Consider the following 22,166-nt stretch of genomic DNA (forward strand, 5'->3'; position numbering starts at 1 on the left):
CGACGAGATCGAAAAGAGATCAGAACAGCAGGTCGGTGACGCCGAGCAGGTCGGAGCCGGGGAGGTGCGCGTGGTCGACCGTCTCGGTGACGTTGCTCACAACGTCGCCCACCGCGCTGTGCGAGAGGACGTCGCCGCCGACGGAGCCGAGGGTGTCCACGCCGAGCGGCGCGGAGGTGGTGAAGTCGACGATGTTGCCGCCGCCCAGGCCCAGGCCGCTGTGGTCGAGCCCGTCGGTGAGGCCACCGGTCACGCCGTCGACGACGCCGTGCAGCGTGTCGACCGAGCCGAACACGTGGCTGGTCAGGCCTTCCGTGCCGGGGAGCGTGCCGGTGACCCCACTCGCGGTGGCGGTGACGCCGTGGAGAGCGCCCGTCGCCGAGTCGGCGAGGTCGTGGACCTGGCCGGTGGTGGTGTCCAACGTCGCGTCCAGGGAGCCGGTGACGTCGTTCACCGCGGAGAAGTCACCAGGGATCTTGATGTCGGCGGCGCCCGCGGCATCCGCCAGTCCCCAGGCGGAGAGGCCGGTGAAGGCCTCCAGCCCGGTCTCGTCGGCCGCGATGGCACCCGTGGCCGCGAGGTTGACGTCGGTGGTGCTGGGCACACCCACGAGCTGCGTGACGACCTGCAGCTGCGTGATGGCGCCCGCGGGGCCCGCGAGGTCGAGGTCCACCGGCATCCCGTTGAGCACGGACCCGTCGAGAGCGGGCAGGCTCCCGGCGGGCACGTAGTCGAGGACCAGCGGGAGGACCTCCTGCACGTCCAGCGCACTGATGTCGCCCAGTCCGGCCGCGCCGAGGGCACCCTCGGCGTCGTTCTGGAAGTCGGCCAGCGCGGTCGGGTCGCTGAGCAGACCGAGGACGAATTCGTGCAGCGTGTGCGAGCTCACTGGTGATCTCCAAAATGGTCGTGCGGGGGGTGTCGGGAGCCGGGGTACTGCTTGCCCGGCACTGCCACAAACCTAGGAGCCGGGGGTTTCGGTGCCATCGGGGATCACTCCCAGTAGATGCCGTATCCACGTTGGGGTGGATTTCGTTCACCCCCTAGGGGGTTAGGGGCCCTGCTTGTGAGCCGATGATCACCGGTGTACGTACGTATGACTGGTACGAACAGGTGAGTGAGGAGTTCTGGACTTGCCTTATGTCCTCGGGGTCGATGTGGGCACCACCCGCACCGCTGCCGCGATCTGCCGCCTGGCCCGCGTCGGCAGGCCGGAGGTCGAGGTGGTCGGGCTCGGCGGGCCCGGCGGCGGCGTCTCGTCGACGCTGCGGCTCACCCCGGAAGGCGACTACGTCGTCGGTGACCCCGGCGACCCGCTGCTCACCGCGACCGGGTTCGCCCGGCGCGTCGGGGACGACGTGCCGGTCCTGCTCGGCCAGGACTGGGTCGCGCCGGAGGACCTGACCGCGCTGATGGTCATGTACGTCGCCGCCCAGGTCGCCGAACGGGAGGGGGAGCAGGCCACGCACGTCGCCGTGACCCACCCGGCGGACTGGGGGCAGCACCGCAAGGACCTGCTCGCCCAGGCGCTGCGCCAGGTCGGGATCGAGCGGCCGACCCTGGTCGCCGAGCCGATCGCGGCCGTGGAGAACCACCTGGCGGCGGGCGGCGGGGGTGAGGTGCAGGCGGTGTTCAGCCTGGGCAGCCACGCCGTCGAGGCCTCGGTGGTGCGCCGCTCGTTGGGCACGGCCGCGGAGCTGCTCGGCGCGAACGAGGGCCACGACCACCGGGCGGGCGTCGACTTCGACGACGTCGTGCTCGGTCACGTGCGGGCGGAGCTGGGCCGCGACCTGGCCGACCTCGACCCCGCGGACCCGTGGGTCGCCCAGCTCGTCACGCGGCTGCGCTTCGACTGCGAGGCCGCCAAGCGGGCCCTGTCCGCGATGCCCGAGGTCACCATCCCCGTGCACCTGGAGGAGGGGGTGCGGGAGGTGCGCCTGACCAGGCCCCGGTTCGAGGACATGATCCGCCCCGCCCTCGACCTGGCCGTCGACACGCTGGTGCGCACCACCGCCGCGCACGCGGCACCCGACGTGGTGCTGCTGGTGGGCGGCAGCGCCCGGATCCCGCTGGTCGCGGACCTCGTGTCCGGTGCCGTGCGGGCCCGCCTCGCCATCGAGGCCGCGCCGGAGACCTCGGTCGTGAAGGGCGCGGCGCTGGTGGCCCGCCAGGCGGTCGAGGGACCCGACGCCGAGCCCGAGCCCCGCGAGACGTCCGTGCTCCGCCGCTTCGACGACCCGTCGCTGCGCTTCCCGGTCGGGGAGCTCGGCCTGTCCGACGACGAGTTCACCGCACCACCGCCCCGCCCACCGGTCGACATCACCCCGCTCGACCTCCCGGAACGGCGCTCGGTCAAGCGCGTCGTCCGCGGTCTGAAGCCCGCGGGCGCGGGCGGGTCCCGCCGGGGCGGCCCCGCCCCCGACGAGGACGACCGGTGAGGACCGACCGCCCCGACCGCCCCGACGACCCCGACGACGATGAGGACGGCTGTTGAGCCACCGATCGACCACGCACCCCGCGCTGTTGCCGGACGAGCCGACCCGTCGGCTGCTGGACGACATCGCCGCCGCCCCGGACGCCCCGCTGCGCCTGGGCGTGATGGCACCCGGTGGGTACGGCAAGTCGGTCATCCTGCGCGAGATCCGGCGCCTCTACGACGACGCCGGCTCGTCGGTCCGCGTCGTCGACGACGCCCACCTGCTCGACGAGCCGCGGCTGCGCGAGGTGCTGGAGGCCGACGACCCGCGACTGGTCGTCGCCTACCGCCCGTGGCCCCGGCACCGGGTGCTGGCGGAGTCGTTGCGCGGACGGCCCCTGCTCATGCCGGGCGCGTTCGGCAAGGAGCAGGTGAAGGAGTTCCTGCCCGCCGCCGCGAGCCCCGCCCTGGTCGACTTCGTGCACCAGCAGAGCGGCGGCGTGCCCCGGTTCGTGGAACGGCTGGCGGGCGTGACCGGCGCGGAGGTCCCGGCCGAGGCCGTGGACGCGTTCCGGCCCGAGCTGGACTGGCTCGACGCCGACCTGCAGAAGTTCCTGCTCGCCGCCGAGGCCGGTGCGGGTCTGCGGCTGGACCTGCTGGGGTCGTTGCTGGGCAAGGACTCCGACGGGGTCGCCGAGATCATCGAGGCCGCCCGCGCCACCGGCATGGTCGCCCAGGACGGCACGCTCGTGCCGATCGCCCGCCGGGCCGTCGCCCTGCTCAGCCGCGCCGAACGCCGGATCGCGGTCCGCCAGCGGCTGGCCGGGCTGCAGCTGGACGCGGGCGGCCCGGTGCTGGACCTGGTGCGCCCGCTGATCGGCACCGGCGTCGGCGGTCCCGGCGTGGCCGCCGCGTTCCAGGCCGCGGCCGCCGAGGCGCTCGGCGCCGACCCCGCGCTGGCCGCCCGGCTGTTCGCCGCCAGCGCCTCGGCGGGCACGCCCGGTGTCGAGGTCGCCGCCCGGTGGGCCACCGCGTCCGCGATGGCGGGTGACCTGGACGGCGCGCTGCGGCTGGCCGACCAGGTGATCACCGGCCCGGAGTCCGCGCACCGCGGTGCCGCCGCCGAGGTGGCCGCCGTCGCGCTGGCGCACCGCGGCCAGCTGGCCAGGAGCACCGAGCTCTACCAGTGGTCGGCCACGCCGTCGGCCGCCGCGTTCGCCGTCGTCGGCAGCATCGGCACCGGCAGGCTCTCGTGCGAGCTGGACCTGCCCGCCGCACCTCCCACGTCGCTGGACGGCGCCGCGGCCCTGATGGCGCAAGGTATCCGCGAGTCCGTCGCGGGCGAGCCGATGACCGCGCTGTCCACGCTGGTCCGCGCCTCCGGTCTCCTGGAGCCCGTCGGCAGGGCCGCCCTGCTCCCGGACAGCCCGGCGGCGCTGGCCGCGCTGGTGGCGCTGCACTGCGGCGAGTCCGGCGTGGCCGAGTCGGTGCTCGACCGGGCCGCCAGGGCGCAGGTCGGCGGCACCCTGTTCACGGTGCGGCACGTCGTGCTGCGGGCGTGGATCGCCATGGTGCGCGGCAACCTCGCCCAGGCCAAGGACTGCCTGCTGGCGTTGAAGAAGGCGGGCAAGCGGCTCGAACCGCGCGACTGGCTGTTCGCGGTCGCGCTGGAGATCGGCGTCGCCCGGCGCAACAGCGACCTGGCGACGATGAAGCGGACGTGGGAGCAGGCCTGCGAGGCCGTGCTGCGGCACCCGGTCGACCTGTTCACCTTCCTGCCGCTGGGGGAGTTCGCCGCCGCGGCCGCACGGCTGCGCGACGAGCACCGGCTCGCCCCGCACCTCGCCGAGGCCCGGAACCTGTTGCGGGAGCTGGGGAACCCGCCGCTGTGGGCGGTGCCGCTGCACTGGAGCGGGCTGCACGCCGCGATCATCGCCGAGCAGACCGGGGTGGCCGAGGAGCACGCCGCCGCGCTGGCCGAGCACCGCGGTCTCAACCGCTACAACGCGATCATCTCCGGCGCGGCCGAGAGCTGGCTCGACGTCCTGGCGGGCAAGGTCGACGCCGACCAGGTCGAGGACGCCGCCCGCGGCCTGCACGCGGCGGGCCAGTGGTGGGACGGCGCCCGGCTCGCCGGCCAGGCGGCCATCCGCACCGCGGACCGGCAGGCGATGGTCCGCCTCCTGGACTGCGCCCGCCTCCTGCAAGGCCGCCCGGTCGCCGTGAAGAAGACCGGGGTCGAGCCCGCGGTCGTCCCGGAGAGCACCGACGCCGACAAGCTGAGCGACCGCGAACGCGAGGTGGCCGACCTCGTCGTCGCGGGCCTGACCTACAAGCAGGTGGGCGACCGCCTGTTCATCTCGGCCAAGACGGTCGAGCACCACATGGCCCGCATCCGCCAGCGCCTCGGCTGCACCAGCCGCGGCGAGCTGCTGGCTCGGCTGCGCGAGATCCTGGCCTAGGGCGGGTTTCCCGGATCCGTGTCCGCAGGGGCCGCCTCAGGTGCGACTCCCGTCGGACGAGATCCGGGAACACGCCTTGGACGCGCCCGCCGCCCGGTCAGGCCTGCCACAGCCAGAACCCGATGCCCTGGTCGTCCGTGCACTCGGCGGTCAGCCCGTAGTCCTCCCGCTCGACCGGACCCGCCGTGCCGCCCCGCCCGACGACCTCCGCCAGCGCCGCGTCCAGGTCCCGCACCGCGTACATCAGCTTCCAGCCGACCTGCTCCTGCCCGCCCCACAGCCCGGCCATCGTGCCCGCGCCGTCGATCCGCCACCCCTCCTGGACCCGGCCCGGCGTGAACCGCCACCCCAGCACTGCCCCGTAGAAGGACTTCGCCGCTTCCGCGTCCGGCACCTGGAACGTGTGGTAGCCGAGTTCCCCGTGCCGCGGCGCGGGTCCGGACTGCGGTTGCGGGGCGGCCTCGGCCACCAGCCAGCGGTGGCCGAACGGGTCGAGCACGGTTCCGCCGCGGCCGTGCGGCGAGTCCGCGACGGGGCGCAGCAGCTCCGCGCCGCGCTCCACCGCCCGCCGCACCACCCCGTCGAGGTCCGCGACCTCAATCCGGTAGGACGGGTGCGTGCCGACCGGTGCCAGGTGGCCGACCTCGGGGAACTCCTCCGACAGCATCACCACCGACCCGCCGAACACCAGCTCGGCGTGCCCCACGCGGCCGTCGTCCACCACGATGGGCTCGCCCTGCCGGACGGCGCCGAACACCTCCGTGTAGAACTCGATCGCGGCACGCGCGTCGGTGACCGCGAGGTAGGGCGTCAAGGTGCTGAGCTTGGTCTCGGTACTGGTCATGTCTCCTCGATCCGGGGCGAGAACGGCGTCCGCGAGGCGGGCGCGCAGGCGGGCGGCGAAGGCCGGGTCCGGGTCCACGGGGCGGACCGGCAGGTGCAGTGCGTCGAACGGGTCGGTCATCGCGGACCCCCGGTGTACGCCCGGCGGAACGCGGCGCGCGCCCTGGCGAGCAGCGACTCGGTGGCGTGGACGGTGCGCCCGAGGTGCCGGGCGACCTCCGGGACGGGCAGGCCGTCGAGGTAGCGCAGGGTCAGCGCGCAGCGGTGGTCCGGGGTCAGCGCGGCCAGCACCTCGCGGGCGTGCAGCGCGTCCACCTCCTCGTCCCACGGGTCGTCGACCCGCTCCTCCTGGTAGGCGAGGCGCAGGCCGCGGGTCTCGCGCTCCTTGCGCCGCCAGTGGTCGACGAGCTTGTGCCGGGCTATCCCGATCAGCCACGCCGGGCTGACCGGGCCGCCGTCGCGGCACCCCTGCACGGCGGCGAGGAACGTCTCCGAGGTCAGCTCCTCGGCGTGCGCCCGGTCGCCGCACCGGGCCAGCAGGTACCCGTAGACCTGGGGCAGCGCCGCGTCGTAGACCTCGAGCAGCGCGAACGCCGGATCGGGGTGCACCCGCGGTTCGCTCACACCCCATAGTCGTCCCGAGTACCCGGACTCCGTCGGGTGAGACCGAACTTCTTCAGGACCGATGGTCACGGGTCGCTGTGCGCAGTACTGAAGGGGCGGAACCAGGGGTCGATAGGCCGTGTGAGTGAATCAAGATCCCTTGGGGGAGACGCAAAGTAGCCAATAACCGCTGGATTCCACGTAAGAGGGACATTCATAGGCGAGGCCCCGAATCCGCAGGTAGGGTTCCGCGTCGGCGCGGGACTGTTTAGAGACCTACGCCGAGTCCGTCCCTGCGTCTGGATCCGCCCCCCAGCAGGCAAGGTGGCATGAGCTCAGCCCTCCCCGACGACGTCAGAACAGCCCCCGGAGCAGGAAGACGGGAGCGGCGCAAGCTCGCGCGCAAGTGGATGTCCGCCGTCGGCTCGACCACCTACATCCCGCTCCCCGTCGAGGAGCTGGAGCACCAGCTGCGCCAGCTCGTGCACCGGCTGCACGACGCCGTGACCACCGAGCCGTTCGCCCCGGAGCAGGCCTCCGTCGTCGGCGCGCGCCTGGTCGACCTGCACTGCACCGGCCCGGCCAGCCTGCGGACGTCGTTGGCGCTGCTCGGCACCGCGCTGCTGTCCTCGGCCGAGCTGCAGCGCGTCGAGGGGCTCACGAAGCGGGTCATGGCCGTGCTCGGCGCGGTCGCCTCCGGTTACGTCGACGCCGCCCAGCTCCTCGTGCTGCGGCAGCAGGAGAGCGTCAGCCAGGCGCTGCTCATGGCGACCAAGGCCGCCCAGTGGAACCTGCGGGTGAGCGAGGCGCTGGCCGACGAGGTGTTCACGTCCTCCGCCAGCGGCATCGCGGTCACCGACCTGGAGGGCCGGTTCGTCCGGGTCAACTCCGCGCTGGAGGAGATCATCGGCAGCACCACCGCGGAGCTGGCCGGCCGCCCGGTGACCGAGGTCGTGCACGAGGACGACGCGGAGGGGCTGCTCACCGCGTTCCGCGACCTGCTCGACGGTGTGCACCAACGGGTCCCGCTGCGGCCGCGGCTCGTGCGCAAGGACGGCGAGGTCCTCGGCGGCACGCTCGCCGTCGCCCTGCTGCGCGACGCCGACGGCGAGCCCGGCCAGTTCGTCGCGGTCGTCGAGGACGTCAGCGAGCTGACCCTGCTCGGCACCCAGCTCAGCCACCAGGCCCTGCACGACCCGTTGACCGGCCTGCCGAACCGGCAGTTCTTCAGCACCAGGCTGGAGACCACGCTCGGCCGGGCCGACCCCGTCGCGGGCGTGACCCTCTACCACCTCGACCTGGACGCGTTCTCGGTCGTCACCGACGGCCTGGGCCGCCGCGTCGGCGACCAGCTCCTCAAGGTCGTCGCCGACCGGTTGGGCGCCGTGTTCAGCGCCGAGAAGGCCATGGTGGCCAGGCTCGACGGCGCCGAGTTCGCCGTCCTGGTCGAGAACGGCCCGTCCACCCCGGACGTCGTCACCACGATCGACCGCGTCAACGCCGAGCTCGCCGAACCGGTCTACCTCGACGGCCACGGGATCGCGGTCTCCGCCACCATCGGCGTGGTCGACCGCCCCGCGCCGGGCACCGACCCGGTGGAGCTGCTGCGCGCCTCCCACCTGACCTTGCGCCGCGCCAAGCGCAGCGGCCGCAGGCAGTGGGGCCTGTTCGACGCCGGCCGCGACGCCGTCGACCGCGCCCGCTTCGAGCTCGCGGCCGTCATGCCCGGCGCCTGGGAGTCCGGCGAGATCGACATCGTCTTCCAGTCCGAACACCGCCTGGCCGACAACGAGATCACCGGCCTCACCGCCCAGCTCCGCTGGAACCATCCGGACCAGGGCACCATCGACCACGACCACTGCGTCGAGCTCGCCGAGTCCACCGGCCTCATGCTCCCCCTGGGCACCTGGCTGCTCCGCGGCGCCGCCGAACGCCTCCGCTGGTGGCAGCAGACCACCAACGCCACCACCCTCCCCCTGTCGATCGCCCTCACCACCAGCCAGGCCACCGACCAGGACCTCGTCGGCAACGTCCTCCGCGTCCTGTCCGACACCGGCCTCCCGGCATCGTCCCTCCGCCTGGCCCTGCCCTCCGCGCTCCTGGTGGCCAACCACGACGACGCCACCGACAACCTCACCGTCCTCGCGGACGCCGGCGTCCGCACCGCCATGGACCACTTCACCGGCTCCGTCGACGAGTTCGCCAGACTCGAAGCCCTACCCGTCCACGAAGTCCGCATCCCCCGCCGCCACATGTGCACCGACCGCACCCCCATCACCACCCGCGTCCTGAGCGACCTGGTCGCCGCCGCCCACCTCGCGGGCGCCACCGTCGTCGTCAACGGCGTGGACACCCCAGAACTAGCCGACTGGTGGCGCACCACCTCCGCCAACACCGCCACCGGCCTTCACTTCGCCCCACCCAAACCACTCACCGACTGGTAGCCAAAGCCAAGGGGCACAACGACACTGGAACCAAAGGACAAGCCGCCCAACCCAACCCAACCCAGCTGGAAGCGAGCGGTGCTCGTCCGCTAGTGCGGTCGGCTTGACTTGGGGTTTTTGGGCTTAAAATTGGTCGGCGGGCAGGCTCTACCACCTGCCCTTTTTCGCCCGACGAAGCCCAAAAAAGGGGCCCCAAGTCAAGCCGACCGCACCCGGAGACAGCTGTAGCGATACCCCCGGAGACCGCGGCTAGCGACACCCCTCCGGAGACCGCGGCTAGCGACACCCCCCGAAGACCACAGCACCGACACAGCGGCGACACCCACAACAGCGAGAAAGACCTACCCCCTCTCCCTACCCACCACCCACACCAGCACCAAGCTGATCCCCGCCACCGTGAAGTTCTGCAACGCGGGCTGCAACCCGTTCCAGGTCTTCGACTGCCACATCTGGAACCACTCCCCGCCGATCACGATGAACCCGCCCCCGAACAGCAGCAGCTGCATCACCAGCCCCGCCGTCGTCCACCGCCGCGCCCCTTCCGCGTCCCCCCGCCCGAACAGCACCTTCACCCACGCCACGACCCCGACGACCAGCACCACCGCCGTCACCGCCTCCCAGGCGATGATCAGCAGGTAGGCGATCGTGACGAGGGTCGGGCTGGTGATGGCCCGCCACATCACGTTCGGCGAGTTGAACGTGGTGTCCATCGCGAAGACGTGCTCGACGAACGCGCGGTTCGTCCCGTAGTCGGTGGTGTTCCCGAGGACGACGAGGAGCAGGTACAGCGCGGTGATCGCGGTGACGGCCGCGGCCACCGCGTGGGGGCTGCCGACCCTGGCAAGAAGACGCATGGCCGGGACCCTACGCAGACGGCTTGAGCCCGACCCCAATTCCTGCTGAAGTGGCTTCGGCGTCCGTTCGGCCCAACGTGGCCCTCACGCTGGGTGTACGGGTGCCCGCCCTGGGTTCGGACACCTCGGGTTTGATCTTCGACACACGCCCTAGGCGCAGGGCGGGTCGTAGCTGAGCTGCGGCAGGTGCCGCTGCCACTGGTCCTCGGTGAGCACCCCCTTGGTGCTGGTGCAGATCCGGTTGATCGCGTGCTCCTCGTCCAGGTCCCACAGCCGGATCGTGGCGTCGAAGCTGCTGGACGTCAGGCTGCGCCCGTCGGGGCTGAACGCGATCCCGGTGACGCTGGCGTCGTGCCCGGACAGGGCCTGCCCGATCGCGGTCGGCTTGGTGACGTCGTGCACGTCCCACAGCCGGACCGTCTTGTCGTCGCTGGCGGTCGCGAGGCGCTTGCCGTCCGGGCTGAACGTCGCGTCCACCGGCGACTCGACGTGCCCGGTGAGCGACGGGCCGACCTGCCGGATGGTGTTGCGGTCGCTGATGTCCCACAGCCGGATGGTCTTGTCGTCGCTCGTCGTGGCGAGCGTGCGGCCGTCGGGGGTCATCGCGCCGCCGCTGATGGGGGCGCTGTGGCCGAGGACCGCCTGGCCGATCTGGTGGGCGGCGGCGGGATCGCCCACGTCGTAGAGCCGGATGGTCTTGTCCGCGCTGGCCACCACGACGGTCCGGCCGTCGGGGGTGAACTCGGCGAACTCGATGTACCCGTCCGGGCCCGCGAGCGGTTCCCCCAGCGGTTTCGGTTGGGAGGGGGTGGTGATGTCCCACAGCCGCAACGACTTGTCGGTCTGCCCGGTGATCAGCTTGGTCCCGTCCGGGCTGAACGCGACGCGCGCCATGTACCTGGTCTGCAGCACCAGCGGGACGCCGATCGGCCGCGGCTTGGTCCGGTCGCCGATGTCCCACAGCCGCACGGTCTTGTCCTCGCTGGCGGAGGCCAGCGTCCGGCCGTCCGGGCTGAGCGCGAGCATCGAGACCCCCGACGCGTGCGCGAGGACCGGTGGTCCCAGCGGTTGCGGGTCGTTCGGGTCGGACAGGTTCCACAGCCGGATCGTGCGGTCGTCGCCCGCGGTGATCAGCAGCTTGCCGTCGTCGCCGTAGACCGGTGACGACGTCTGCCCGCTGTGGCCGACCAGCACCGACGACGGCAGCGACCACAGCCGGACGGTCTGGTCCGCGCTGCCGGTGGCGAGGCTGCGCCCGTCCGGGCTGAACCCGACGGCGAACACCGTGCTGTTGCGGCCCGCCAGCGGGCTGCCGAGCGCTTGGGGGCGCGCCGGGTCGGTGACGTTCCACAGCCGGGCGGTGCTGTCCGCGCTGCCGGTGGCGAGCAGGCGCCCGTCCGGGCTGAACGCCACCGACCAGACGGCGCCCTTGTGGTCGGTGAGCGGACGGCCCAGCGGCACGGCGGCCGCCGGGTCGGTCACGTTCCACAGCCGGATGGTCTTGTCGTCGCTGCCGGTGGCCAGCGTGCGCCCGTCCGGGCTGAACGCGACCGAGTGGATGGTGCTGTCGTGACCGTCCAGCGGTTGGCCGAGCGGGACCGGCGCGAGCGGGTCGGCGAGGTTCCACAGCACGACGGTGTGGTCGTCGCCGCCGACCGCGAAGAGCTTGCCGGTGCGGTCGAAGGCGATGGACCTGACCGCCGCGGTGTGCCCGCCCAGCGGGTCGCCGAGCGGTTTCGCGGCCGCCGGATCGGTCACGTCCCACAGCCGCGAGGTGTGGTCCTCGTTCGCGGTGGCGAGCATCCGGCCGTCCGGGCTGAACGCCAGCAGGTAGATCGTGCCGTTGTCGCCCTCCAGCGGGTCGCCGAGCCGCCGGGGGTGGCCGATGTCGCCGACGTCCCAGAGGATCACGGTCTTGTCGTCGCCCGCGGTGGCCAGCGTCCGGCCGTCCGGGCTGAACACCGCGGAGCTGACCCAGCTCTTGTGCCCGAGCAGCGGTTCGCCCAGCGGCTTGGGGTTCGAGCGGTCGGTCACGTCCCACAGCCGCACGGTGTTGTCGTAGCTGGCGGTGGCCAGAGTCTTGCCGTCCGGGCTGAACGTCGTCAGGTACACCGCGCCGGTGTGCCCGGTCATCGGCATGGCCAGCGGGGACGTCTCGGTCGACACGAGCCGGGTGTAGACGTCCTGGTCGTCGGGCCGCATCCGGTGCGCGACCAGGTCGAGCTGCGCGGACAGCGACGGGTCGCTCTCCTGGAGCCGGTTCGCCTCCGCCACGACACCGCGGAACACGGCCTCGTCGCGTTCCCGCACGGCGAGCACGGCGGCCGTGCCCGCGATGAGGGCGAGCACCACCACCGAGGCGACGGCGGCCCGCCGGATCCACGTCGACCGGGTGCGCTGCTGGCTCGACACGGCGAGGAAGTCGTCCGCCGCGGCGGTCAGCGAGCCGGGTCCGGCGCCGTCGGCCCACTGCCGGGCCGTCTCCAGCCGGGCGCCGCGGTAGAGCAGCGACGAGTCGCGCTCCTGCGCCGCCCAGGTGGCCGCGTCCTCCTCCAGCCGCTGCCGCAGCAACGTGCCCTCGCGGTCCTGGTCGACCCAGGTCCGCAGCCGGGGCCACGCCTGCAGCAGCGCCTCGTGGGTGATCTCGACCGAGCCCGCGTCGAGCGTCACGAGCCGGGCCCTGGCCAGCACCTCCAGCGCCTCCTCGGCCGCCGACCGGTTGGCCGCCTGCTCCACCAGCTCGTGCCGGGTGGACCGCCTGCGGGTGTCCTGGGTGTCGTCGCCGACCCGGACCAGGCGCAGCAGCAACGAGCGCGCGGCCCGCTGGGCGGCCGGGTCGAGGTCGGCCCACGCCCGTTCGGCCGTCGCCGCGACGGCGCCCTGGATGCCGCCCGCGCCGCGGTAGCCGGTGATCGTGAGCTTGCCTGCCTGCCTGCGCTGCCAGGTCGCGAGCAGCGCGTGCGACAGCAGCGGCAGCGCGCCCGCGTCGTAGGCGCCCTGCCTGCCCTGCGGCCTGCCGCTGCGCACGCCGAGGTCGCGCAGCATCAGCTCGATCAGGCCGGGCTCGAGCTGCAGGCCCGCGGCCTTCGCGGGCCGGGACACCGCCTCGCGCAGCTCCGCCGACGTCATCGGCCCGAGCACCATCTGCCGGTCCTGCAGCGCGTCGGCCAGCTCCGGGTAGGCCAGGCAGCGGCCGTAGAAGTCGGCGCGCACACCCAGCACCACCAGCACCGGCGGCGTGCCGCCGGGCAGCGACGGGGTGCACGCGGCGTGCAGGGCCTGCACGAACACCTGGAGCCGCGCCTCGTCGCCGCCGAGCGTGAACGCCTCCTCGAACTGGTCCACGACCAGCACGAGCCGGTCCGCGCCGTGCCGCGCCGCGTACGCCGAGAACGACGCCCGGATCTGGGTGGAGAACCGCATGACGCCCATCAGCGTCTGGCCGATGAACGCCTCCGCGCTCTGGCCGCCCGCGAGCAGGTCGTGGTCCATCCCGTCCAGGCCGAGCGCCAGGTCGAGCGCGTCGGCGAGCTCGGGCACCTGGTGCGCGAGCTCCTTGAGCGGGTCCGCGCCCGGCGTCATCAGCACGACCGGCCATTGCGCGGAACCCTCGACGCCGAGTTCGCCCCGTGCGATGGAAGGAATCATTCCGGCGCGCACCAGAGAGGATTTCCCGGCACCGGAAGCGCCGACCAGCATGACGATCCCACTGGTGTCGACCGCGTTTCCGAGTCGGTTCACCAATGCGGCGGTACTGCGTTCCCGACCGAAGAACCACCCCGAATCCTCGGGGCGGAATGCGGCCAGTCCGCGATAAGGACAAAGGCCCGACTCGCCAATGGGGGAATCCTCTTCGGAGGATTCACCGCCGGCCGCCGGACTCGCCTGCGCCTCCTCCCACAGCGCCCGCCACGCGGCCAGGTCGTAGAGGTCGGGGACGACCGGCTGCGGGTGCGCCTTGCGGGCCTCGCCGATGAGGATCTCGAGCACCACCGACAGCGCCGCGAAGCGCGCGGGCACGTTGCGACCACGGCGCCAGTCGCTGACCCGCTGCGCGGTCGCGCGCACCGGGCGGTCGCGCTCGTCGGTGCGCCGAGCCCGCGTCACCGACTCGGTGACCTTCTTCAGCGGGGGGTCGCCCGCCTCCGCGTAGAGCAGGGCGAACCTCTCGGCGAACACCCCGCGCGGTCCCATACCCGGACCGGAACTGCTCATCCGCTGGCCTGCCATCCGTTGTGGATCCGGACCGGAAAACCCGATAGGAGCGTGTGATCAGGTCTTTTGTCGGCCGTCATAAGTCTGCGCGGTCCACCCTAACGACTTCCCCTGTCAAGCTGCTCCACGACGTTCCGCTCACCTGTCGGTAGTGCGAAGGAGACCTGATTCCAGTGGTTTCACAGTCGACTGACGAATACCGCGGGGCGTTCGCCGCTGAGAGGTCCTGGGGGTCTTCTCAGTGGTCGCGACCCGGTCGTTGGACCGGTGCGGCGACCTGACCGCAGGCCACCCGTCCCGGCGGCGGTCCTACCAACCGCCGTCGGTGACGGGGTGTGCCCGGTGCTCCGGCTGGTCCTCGATCTGCAGACGCTGGGTCGGGTCGAGATCCCGCTGGGGAGCCTCGTCCGGCTGGTCGCCGCGGAGTGAACGCCGGAGCTGTACCGCCGAAGCCGCCGCGGATTCCCGTGGCGGCTTCGGCATGTCACCACCTGTTCGCGATAACGGCGCGGGCCCGTCCTTCGCCGTCGCTTTCGGGTAGTCCGGATATCCGTGGACCGCGGTGCCGTCGCGAAGCACGACAGCCGCCCGCTGTGCCCGTTCCGGACTCGGATGTCCAATGCTCGCAACGAGTTCAGTAACAGCGTTTATGAACCCCTTCCGGTGTTCTCCGACGACTTCGCGGACGGGTGCGCGGTGTCCGGGTGCCCGGCGGTGGAAGCAGCGCCGGAACGCGGCCGGGGCGGGTTACCACCGTGCCGCGAGAAACAGGACGTCCTGTTGGGAAGAGGTGGCGGACAAGGCGATCTCGTGGGCGGTCGGGCACGCCCGCGGGTGACAATGGCGTTGTGGCGACAGGAGAAGACCTACGACGGCTCGCGCGGACCCTGCCGCGCAGCTCCGAGCACCTGGTGCGCGACCGGCCCAAGTTCCGGGTCGGCGCGATCGTCTACGCGGCGCTCTCGCCCGACGAGCTGACCCTGGGCTTCGGCTTCCCCAAGGAGGAGCGCGACGCCCTGGTCGCGGGTGAGCCCGACAAGTTCTCGCTGCCCCGCGAGTCCGACCTGCGCTTCCACTGGGTGCACGCCCGGATGGACGCGCTGTCGGTGCGGGAGCTGACCGAGCTGGTCGTGGACGCGTGGCTCATGGTGGTGCCGAAGAAGGTCGGCAAGGCCTACCTGGAGTCGCGGTTGCCGGACGTCGTCCCCTGAAGCGTCATGTCGCTTTTCCGCGAGCCTCGTGCGTCGCGGTCACGCAGACTGGTCGCATGCACACCGATGTGGAGCGTTGCGTCCGAGCAGTCCAGTCCAAGGACGAGCGCTTCGACGGCTGGTTCTTCACGGCCGTGCTCACCACCGGGATCTACTGCAGGCCGAGCTGTCCCGTGGTACCGCCCAAGGTCGAGAACATGGTGTTCCACCCCAGCGCGGCCTCGGCGCAGCAGGCGGGTTTCCGCGCCTGCAAGCGCTGTCGACCCGACGCGTCGCCGGGGTCGCCGCTGTGGAACGAGCGCGCCGACCTGGTCGCCCGCGCCATGCGGCTGATCGCCGACGGGCTGGTCGACCGCGAGGGCGTGCCGGGCCTGGCCTCCCGGCTCGGCTACAGCGTGCGGCAGATCGAACGGCAGCTGCTCGCCGAGCTGGGCGCGGGCCCGCTCGCACTGGCGAAGGCCCAGCGGGCGCAGACCGCGCGGCTGCTCATCGAGACCACCACCCTGCCGATGGGCGACCTGGCCCACGCCTCCGGCTTCGCCAGCGTGCGGACGTTCAACGAGACCGTGCGCGAGGTGTTCGCCCTGACGCCGAGCGAGCTGCGCTCCCGCGCCAAGGGCCCCGGCACGCAGACGCCGGGCGTGATCTCCCTGCGCCTGCCGTTCCGCCGCCCGCTGTGCCCCGACAACCTGTTCGGCCACCTCGTCGCCACCGGCGTGCCCGGTGTGGAGGAGTGGCGCGACGGTGCCTACCGGCGCACGCTGCGCCTGCCCCACGGCCACGGCATCGCGTCCCTGCGGCCGGGCCCGGAGCACGTCGAGTGCAAGCTGGCGCTCACCGACCTGCGCGACCTCACCACCGCCATCAACCGCTGCCGCTGGCTGCTGGACCTGGACGCCGACCCGGTGGCAGTGGACGACCAGCTGGCATCCGACCCGGTGCTGGCGCCGCTGGTGCTCAAGGACCCCGGCCGCCGGGTGCCGCGCACCACCGACCCGGAGGAGCTCGCCCTCCGCGCGGTGCTCGGCCAGCAGGTGTCGACCGCCGCGGCCCGCACCCACGCGGCCCGCCTGGTCGTGGCGCACGGCGAGCCCGTCGAGGACCGCGACGGCGGCCTCACGCACCTCTTCCCGACCACCGGGGCCCTGGCCGACCTGGACCCCGAGGCGCTGGCGATGCCGCGCACCCGGCGGGCCACCGTCACGACCCTCGTCGCGGCGCTGCCGGACCTGGGGCTGAGCATCGGCGGCGACTGGCAACGCGCCAGGGCCCAGCTGGCCGCCCTGCCGGGCATCGGCCCGTGGACCGTGGAGACCATCGCCATGCGCGCCCTCGGCGACCCCGACGCGTTCGTGGCCACCGACCTCGGCGTCCGCTTCGCCGCCGAGAACCTGGGCCTGCCCACCAAGCCCGCGGAGCTCGTCCGCCACGCCGCCCAGTGGTCGCCCTGGCGCGCCTACGCCGTCCAGCACCTCTGGGCCACCGGCGACCACGCCGTCAACCGCATGCCCGTCTGACCGAGGAAACCCCATGCCCGTGCACACCACGATCGACAGTCCCATCGGCCTGCTCACCCTGGTGGCCGTCGACGACGGACTGACCGGTCTGTACATGGTGGAGCAGCGCCACCGCCCCGCGCAGGAGACCTTCGGCCACCCCGACCACACCCCGTTCCCGGCCGTGGTCGAGCAGCTCGGCGAGTACTTCTCCGGCGACCGCACCGACTTCGACCTGCCGCTGGCCATGCGCGGCACCCCGTTCCAGCTCACCGTCTGGAACGAGCTGACCAAGATCCCCTACGGCGAGACCGTCTCCTACGGCGAGCTGGCCGGACGGCTGGGCAACCCCTCCGCCTCCCGCGCCGTGGGCCTGGCCAACGGCAAGAACCCGATCAGCGTCATCGTCCCCTGCCACCGGGTCGTGGGGTCCACCGGCGACCTCACGGGTTACGGTGGCGGCCTCGAGCGCAAGCGGCACCTGCTGGCGTTCGAGAAGAAGATCGGCGGAGCGACCCTGTTCTGATCCACGCGCCGGTCATCGGGCACCTCGGAAAAAGTCGGCCGGATTTTCCCGTTATCCCCGACCGCCAGGGACATCTCCTGGTCAGAGGACCTGGAACCCGGCGAGTGAGGTGGGCATGGCGGTACCCGTGGAACCCGGCGTCGCGACGGTGACGGCCGCGCGCGACGGTGACCAGCGCGCTCTGGACGAGCTGGTCGCCGGGTACCTGCCCCTGGTCTACAACATCGTCGGGCACGCGCTGGGCGGTCACGCCGACACCGACGACGTCGTCCAGGAGACGATGCTGCGCGCGGTGAACGGGCTGTCGTCGCTGCGCGACCCGGCCGGGTTCCGGTCGTGGCTCGTGGTGATCGCGATGAACCAGATCCGCGAACGCCACCGCGCCCACCAGCGGGTGCCGGTCTCCGGGGAGATCCCCGAGGACCTGGCCGACCCCGGCGCCGACTTCGTCGACCTGACGATCATGCGGCTGCAGCTGTCCGGGCAGCGCCGCGAGGTCGTAGCGGCGACCAGGTGGCTCAGCGAGGACGAGCGCGAGCTGCTGTCGCTGTGGTGGCTGGAGGCGGCCGGACGGCTGACCCGCACCGAGGTGGCCGAGGCGCTGGACCTCACCCCTCAGCACACCGCCGTGCGGGTGCAGCGGGTCAAGGGCCAGCTCGACGCGGCCCGGATCGTCGTGCGCTCGCTGGAGAAGACCCCGCGTTGCCCGGAGCTGGCCGAGGTCGTGGCCGACTGGGACGGCGACCCGAGCGCGCTGTGGCGCAAGCGGATCGCCCGGCACACCCGGAGCTGCGCCCGGTGCGAGCGCGTCACCACGGACCTCGCCGCCGTCGAGGGCCTGATCGCCCGGCTGCCGCTCGTCCCGCTGCCCGCCGCCCTCGGGCTGTGGCAGCCGCTGGGCGCGGTCGGCACGCACGCCGCGCTGTCGCAGACCGCCATGGCCCCGGTCACCGCGGGCAAGTTCGCGCTGTTCATGCAGGGCGCGCTGGTCAAGCCGATCGCGGCCGCCGCCGCTGCCGTGCTCGCGGCCGGGGTGGCCGTCACCGTCGTGCTGCCGTCGGAGGAACCGGTGGCGCAGGCCGTGCCGGTCACCTCCAGCTCCGCGCCGACGAGCATCCTGCCCGCCGAGCTCGCGCCCTCGCCCGTGTCCAGCTCGTCGTCGGTGCCGCCGACCACGACCACCACCACCGTCGCGCCCGCCCCGCCGCCCCCGGCCGCCCCCGTGGTGGCGTCGGCGAAGAAGGGCGTCAGCACGTGGAACTTCGACGGTGTGACCAAGGCGCTCGGCGACGTGCGCGCGGGCTGGTACTACAACTGGGCGTCCACCCCCGAGGGGATCGCGGCGCCGCCGGACGTCGAGTTCGTCCCGATGATCTGGGGCGAGAAGTCCATGGACCAGGCCAACCTGGACAAGGCGAAGGCCAACGGCAAGGTGCTGCTCGGGTTCAACGAGCCCGACTTCCCCGACCAGGCCAACATGACCCCGGAGCGCGCGCTCGACCTGTGGCCCAGGCTCCAGGCCACCGGGCTGCGGCTGGGCTCGCCCAGCGTCGGGCACAGCGGTGACAAGGAAGGCGGCTGGCTCGACCGGTTCATGACCGGCGCGGCCCAGCGCGGACTGCGCGTCGACTTCATCCCGATCCACTGGTACGGCTCGGACTTCAGCGCCGCGGCCGTCGGCCACCTCAAGAACTACGTCGAGGCCGTCCACGCCCGGTACGGCAAACCGGTGTGGGTGACCGAGTACTCGCTCATCGACTTCTCCGGCGGCACCCCGCGCTACCCGAGCCAGGCCGAGCTGGCGGCGTTCGCCCGCGGGTCCGCGGCGATGCTGGAAGGCCTCCCGTACGTGGAGCGCTACGCCTGGTTCGCGCTCCCCGCCGAGAAGCCCGGCACCGGTCTCTACGCGCCCGGCGGCATCCCGAACCAGGCGGGCGAGGCGTACCGCGACGCGGGCTGAGCCCTGCCCGTCCCGCTCCTCGACTCCCTTTCCCCTGCCCGAGAACGTCCCCCGGCACATCCCCCGGTGCCGTCGAAAGGACACAGCCATGACCCATGTGATGCCCCCGTCGGCGTTCAAGCGGTGGCGCGGCCGCATCGCGGTGCTCTCGGCCGTCCTGGTCGCGGGCTCCGCGGTGACCGTGAACGCGATCTTCGCCGCGACCTCGGCACCGCCGCCTGACCTGCTGTCCCAGGGCAGGCCGGCGACCGCGTCCTCGGTCGAGGGCGTCGTCTTCGCGGCCGACCGCGCGGTGGACGGCGACACCGGCAGCCGCTGGTCCAGCGCCTTCCAGGACCCGCAGTGGATCCAGGTCGACCTCGGCTCGGACGCGACGGTCTCGAAGGTCGTGCTGAACTGGGAACGCGCGTCCGCCGAGGACTTCACCGTCCGGACCTCCGCTGACGCCAGGACGTGGACCACGATCTCCACCGTCACCGGCGGCAAGGGCGGGGTGCAGACCCTCGACGTCAGCGGGTCCGGCCGCTACCTGCGGCTCGACGCCACCAAGCGCTCCACCCAGTACGGCGTGTCCCTGTGGGAGCTCCAGGTGTTCGGCAAGGCGGGCGCGGCGACCGGCCCGACCACGCCGTCCGACGGAACCGGGTCGCCGACGTCGCAGACCTCGTTCGCCTCGCCGACGACGACCACGACGACGGGCGCGGAGCCGACGCAGGGCAGTTCCACCGCCCAGCCGACGAGCACCAGCCGCAAGCCGATCCCACCGGGCGCCGTGCGCGTGGCGGAGTTCGTCGCGGAGTGCGGGTTCAGCCACCGGCTGCCCGACGACCCGATCGTCTTCCCGAAGCTCGCGGGCGCCTCGCACCTGCACACGTTCTTCGGCAACACCTCGACCGACGCGCACTCCGACACCGACACGCTGATGTCGGCCGACACCAAGTGCGACCCCGTCGAGGACAAGACCGCCTACTGGACGCCCACCCTGCTGGTCGACGGCCAGCCGGTCGACCCGCCGACCTCGACGTTCTACTACCTCGGCGAGGGCGTGCGCGACGACGTGACCGCGCGCATCCAGCCCATCCCGGTCGGTCTGCGGATGATCGCGGGCAACGCCAAGGCCAGCAGCCCGGAGGGCACCGTGACCCGCTGGGACTGCAACGGCGCGAACGTGCCGCCGTCGCACGACTTCCCGAGCTGCCCCGCGGGCTCGAAGCTCCAGTCCTACCTGGACTTCCCGCAGTGCTGGGACGGCAAGAACCTCGACTCCGCCGACCACCGGTCGCACGTGGCCTACCCGGTCGGCGGCGACTGCCCGGCCACGCACCCGGTGCCGATCCCCAAGATCCGCCAGGTCGTGAGCTTCCCGGTGTCCGGTGTGGACGCCTCGCGGATCAAGCTGTCGTCCGGTCCCGGCTACACCTACCACATGGACTTCATGAACGGCTGGCCCGCGGCGGAGATGGAACGCCGGGTGCGCGACTGCATCAACCAGGTCGTCAAGTGCGGCCACGACGGGAACCCGTGACGAAGTCGTTGCCCAGCAACGCTTCCGCTCAGACCAGGCGCTGACGTCGAGCGCGACCGCGCGGAGCTCCCGACCCTGCCGGGTGCTCCGCGGCGGTGGACCGCGGGCGGGTGTGGCTTTCGCCGAGCCCCCGCCCGCGGTCCTCGCCCCCTTGTCCGTCCGGGTGCTACGACGGCCGCGTGTACCGGTGCTTCACGCCGACCGGGAAGTGCGTCGGGTCCCCGGCGGGCTTGAGGACCACCTCGGGCAGCCGCCGTTCGGCGGGCACGTAGTTCGCGAACTCGCTGTTGAGCCGCAGCAGCTGGTCGCGGATGGCGATGGCGATCACGCCCTCGTCCCCGGTCCGGCCCGGAGCCAGCTCCACGGTGACCCGCAGCCGGGTGTCCTCGTCGGCGTCGGACACCGTCTCCAGCACGAACTTCCCCGTCACCCAGTCGCTGATCCCCGGCTGCTCCAGGCCGACCGTCACGTTCTCCGGGTACACGTTGGCGCCGAAGAACGACACGGTGAACAGCGACCGGCCGAACACGTAGACGAACGGCAGGTCGTTGTCGACCTCCGGGTGGAAGTCGTGGCGGGCGCAGAACTCCAGCATCTCGGCGGAGGTGAGGACGCCCCCGTTGTCGGCGATGTGGTACCGGATCAGCGGCACGCCGTTGTCGCCGGAGAACAGCAGGGTCCCGCCCCGCGCCTCGAAGAACCGGCTGGTGGGGTCGTACTGGACCAGCGTCGGCAGCCGCGAGTCGCCGAACAGCTCCTTGGCCAGGATCGGCCGCGCGGCCAGGAACCGGCGGATCGACACCGACAGCGGCGTCTCGTTGCCGAGCACGCCCGCGTCCGCCGTGCCGTAGAGCGACGCGGAGTCCCGCACCGGGTCGGCCATCCCGGCCCGCCGCCCGACCAGGTCGCGCCACGACTCGCTGAACACCTCACCGGCCAGCACCAGCTTGACCGCGTGCCGCGACCAGTCCAGGCCCTGCGCCATCCCGGTGTCGACCACGTCCTTGACGAACGGCGGGTAGCCCAGCAGCACCACTTGGTCGAAGTGGTCGGCCAGCTCCGGCACGACCCGCAGGATCTCGGCCTTGTTGTTGCCAGGGGCGACGACCGTGATCGGGTAGCCCTTCGCCGCCAGGTGCCGCACGCACGCCGTGGTGAACAGCCCGCCTACCCACGTGCCGAGCGGGAAGCAGACCACCGCGAGGGTGCTGCGCTCGTGGGCGCGGAACCCGTCCCGGAACACCTGCTCGAACCGGCGGGCGATCTCCAGCTCGTCGGTCAGCGACCGCGGCCACACCGTCGGGCTCCCGCTCGACCCCGAGGACACGGCGATCATGTCGCACCCGTCCAGCCGCCCGTCGCGGCACAGCTCCGGCAGCGGGTAGCGCTGGTGGTAGCCGGCCTTGTCGGTCAGCGGCAACGTCCGGAAGTCGTCCATCGTGACGATGGACGCCGGGTCGATCCCGTGCTCCGCCAGGAACTTCCGGTAGGCGGGCACGGTCGTGGCCACCCGGTGGAACAGCTCCAGCACGGACTCCTCGGCTCGGGTGCCCGCGAAGAACGCCCCGAACCCCTCGACCACCTTCGCCCCGCGATCGGTATCCATTCGGC

Annotated in this window: 15 protein-coding genes; 9 read left to right on the plus strand and 6 right to left on the minus strand. The window is 72.6% G+C overall.

Annotation, left to right across the window (positions count from 1 at the left end; translation table 11 throughout):
- Positions 1 to 19 precede the first annotated feature (19 nt).
- Complete coding sequence (locus CLV43_RS03905) at positions 20 to 889, minus strand: IniB N-terminal domain-containing protein (RefSeq protein ID WP_106185526.1); 870 nt, start codon at positions 887 to 889, stop codon at positions 20 to 22.
- Positions 890 to 1,133: 244 nt separating this feature from the next.
- Between CLV43_RS03905 and CLV43_RS03910 the strand changes: the two genes are divergently transcribed.
- Positions 1,134 to 2,438: an Hsp70 family protein gene (locus CLV43_RS03910; RefSeq protein ID WP_106185527.1), complete on the plus strand. Its 1,305-nt coding sequence runs from the start codon at positions 1,134 to 1,136 to the stop codon at positions 2,436 to 2,438.
- Positions 2,439 to 2,490: 52 nt separating this feature from the next.
- Positions 2,491 to 4,878 (plus strand): helix-turn-helix transcriptional regulator, encoded by a 2,388-nt coding sequence (locus CLV43_RS03915; RefSeq protein ID WP_245886100.1) that lies wholly within the window; start codon positions 2,491 to 2,493, stop codon positions 4,876 to 4,878.
- 97 nt (positions 4,879 to 4,975) lie between these two features.
- On the opposite strand, the gene CLV43_RS03920 is transcribed toward CLV43_RS03915, so the two are convergent.
- Positions 4,976 to 5,842, minus strand: a complete 867-nt coding sequence (locus tag CLV43_RS03920) for a VOC family protein (RefSeq protein ID WP_106185528.1) — start codon at positions 5,840 to 5,842, stop codon at positions 4,976 to 4,978.
- Positions 5,839 to 6,345: an RNA polymerase sigma factor gene (locus CLV43_RS03925; RefSeq protein WP_106185529.1), complete on the minus strand. Its 507-nt coding sequence runs from the start codon at positions 6,343 to 6,345 to the stop codon at positions 5,839 to 5,841. Before CLV43_RS03925 ends, CLV43_RS03920 begins: the two co-directional genes overlap by 4 nt.
- Positions 6,346 to 6,653: 308 nt before the next feature.
- Here CLV43_RS03925 and CLV43_RS03930 point away from each other — a divergent pair, with 308 nt between their 5' ends.
- Positions 6,654 to 8,768: a putative bifunctional diguanylate cyclase/phosphodiesterase gene (locus CLV43_RS03930; protein WP_146174632.1), complete on the plus strand. Its 2,115-nt coding sequence runs from the start codon at positions 6,654 to 6,656 to the stop codon at positions 8,766 to 8,768.
- Between the two features lie 341 nt (positions 8,769 to 9,109).
- Here the strand turns inward: CLV43_RS03930 and CLV43_RS03935 are convergent, their stop codons facing one another.
- Positions 9,110 to 9,622 carry a DUF2165 domain-containing protein gene (locus CLV43_RS03935; protein WP_106185531.1) on the minus strand — a complete coding sequence of 171 codons (513 nt, stop codon included), beginning with the start codon at positions 9,620 to 9,622 and terminating at the stop codon, positions 9,110 to 9,112.
- Between the two features lie 150 nt (positions 9,623 to 9,772).
- A complete protein-coding gene (locus tag CLV43_RS03940; protein ID WP_245886101.1) occupies positions 9,773 to 13,816 on the minus strand; it encodes an nSTAND1 domain-containing NTPase in 4,044 nt (1,347 codons plus the stop codon).
- A 288-nt stretch (positions 13,817 to 14,104) separates the two neighbouring features.
- Here CLV43_RS03940 and CLV43_RS47585 point away from each other — a divergent pair, with 288 nt between their 5' ends.
- The 6 genes from CLV43_RS47585 to CLV43_RS03965 all read left to right on the plus strand — a co-directional run bounded on the left by CLV43_RS47585 (position 14,105) and on the right by CLV43_RS03965 (position 20,555).
- Positions 14,105 to 14,266, plus strand: a complete 162-nt coding sequence (locus tag CLV43_RS47585; RefSeq protein WP_170155677.1) for a hypothetical protein — start codon at positions 14,105 to 14,107, stop codon at positions 14,264 to 14,266.
- 419 nt (positions 14,267 to 14,685) lie between these two features.
- The gene (locus CLV43_RS03945) at positions 14,686 to 15,048 is read left to right on the plus strand and encodes an MmcQ/YjbR family DNA-binding protein (protein ID WP_106185533.1); all 363 of its coding nucleotides are present in this window, start codon (positions 14,686 to 14,688) and stop codon (positions 15,046 to 15,048) included.
- 56 nt (positions 15,049 to 15,104) lie between these two features.
- Entirely contained in the window at positions 15,105 to 16,565 is a 1,461-nt protein-coding gene (locus tag CLV43_RS03950; RefSeq protein ID WP_106185534.1) for a DNA-3-methyladenine glycosylase 2 family protein, read from the plus strand.
- Between the two features lie 13 nt (positions 16,566 to 16,578).
- Positions 16,579 to 17,070 carry a methylated-DNA--[protein]-cysteine S-methyltransferase gene (locus CLV43_RS03955; RefSeq protein WP_106185535.1) on the plus strand — a complete coding sequence of 164 codons (492 nt, stop codon included), beginning with the start codon at positions 16,579 to 16,581 and terminating at the stop codon, positions 17,068 to 17,070.
- Between the two features lie 115 nt (positions 17,071 to 17,185).
- On the plus strand, positions 17,186 to 19,030 hold the full coding sequence (locus tag CLV43_RS03960) for a sigma-70 family RNA polymerase sigma factor (RefSeq protein ID WP_106185536.1): 1,845 nt from the start codon (positions 17,186 to 17,188) through the stop codon (positions 19,028 to 19,030).
- A gap of 88 nt (positions 19,031 to 19,118) precedes the next feature.
- Positions 19,119 to 20,555, plus strand: coding sequence for a DUF1996 domain-containing protein (locus tag CLV43_RS03965; protein ID WP_211304210.1), 1,437 nt, complete (start codon positions 19,119 to 19,121; stop codon positions 20,553 to 20,555).
- Between the two features lie 166 nt (positions 20,556 to 20,721).
- Here CLV43_RS03965 and CLV43_RS03970 read toward each other — a convergent pair whose 3' ends face one another.
- Entirely contained in the window at positions 20,722 to 22,161 is a 1,440-nt protein-coding gene (locus CLV43_RS03970) for a phenylacetate--CoA ligase family protein (protein WP_106185538.1), read from the minus strand.
- Positions 22,162 to 22,166: the final 5 nt, after the last annotated feature.

Source organism: Umezawaea tangerina, from assembly GCF_003002815.1.
In the GTDB taxonomy this organism is placed as follows: Bacteria; Actinomycetota; Actinomycetes; order Mycobacteriales; family Pseudonocardiaceae; genus Umezawaea; species Umezawaea tangerina.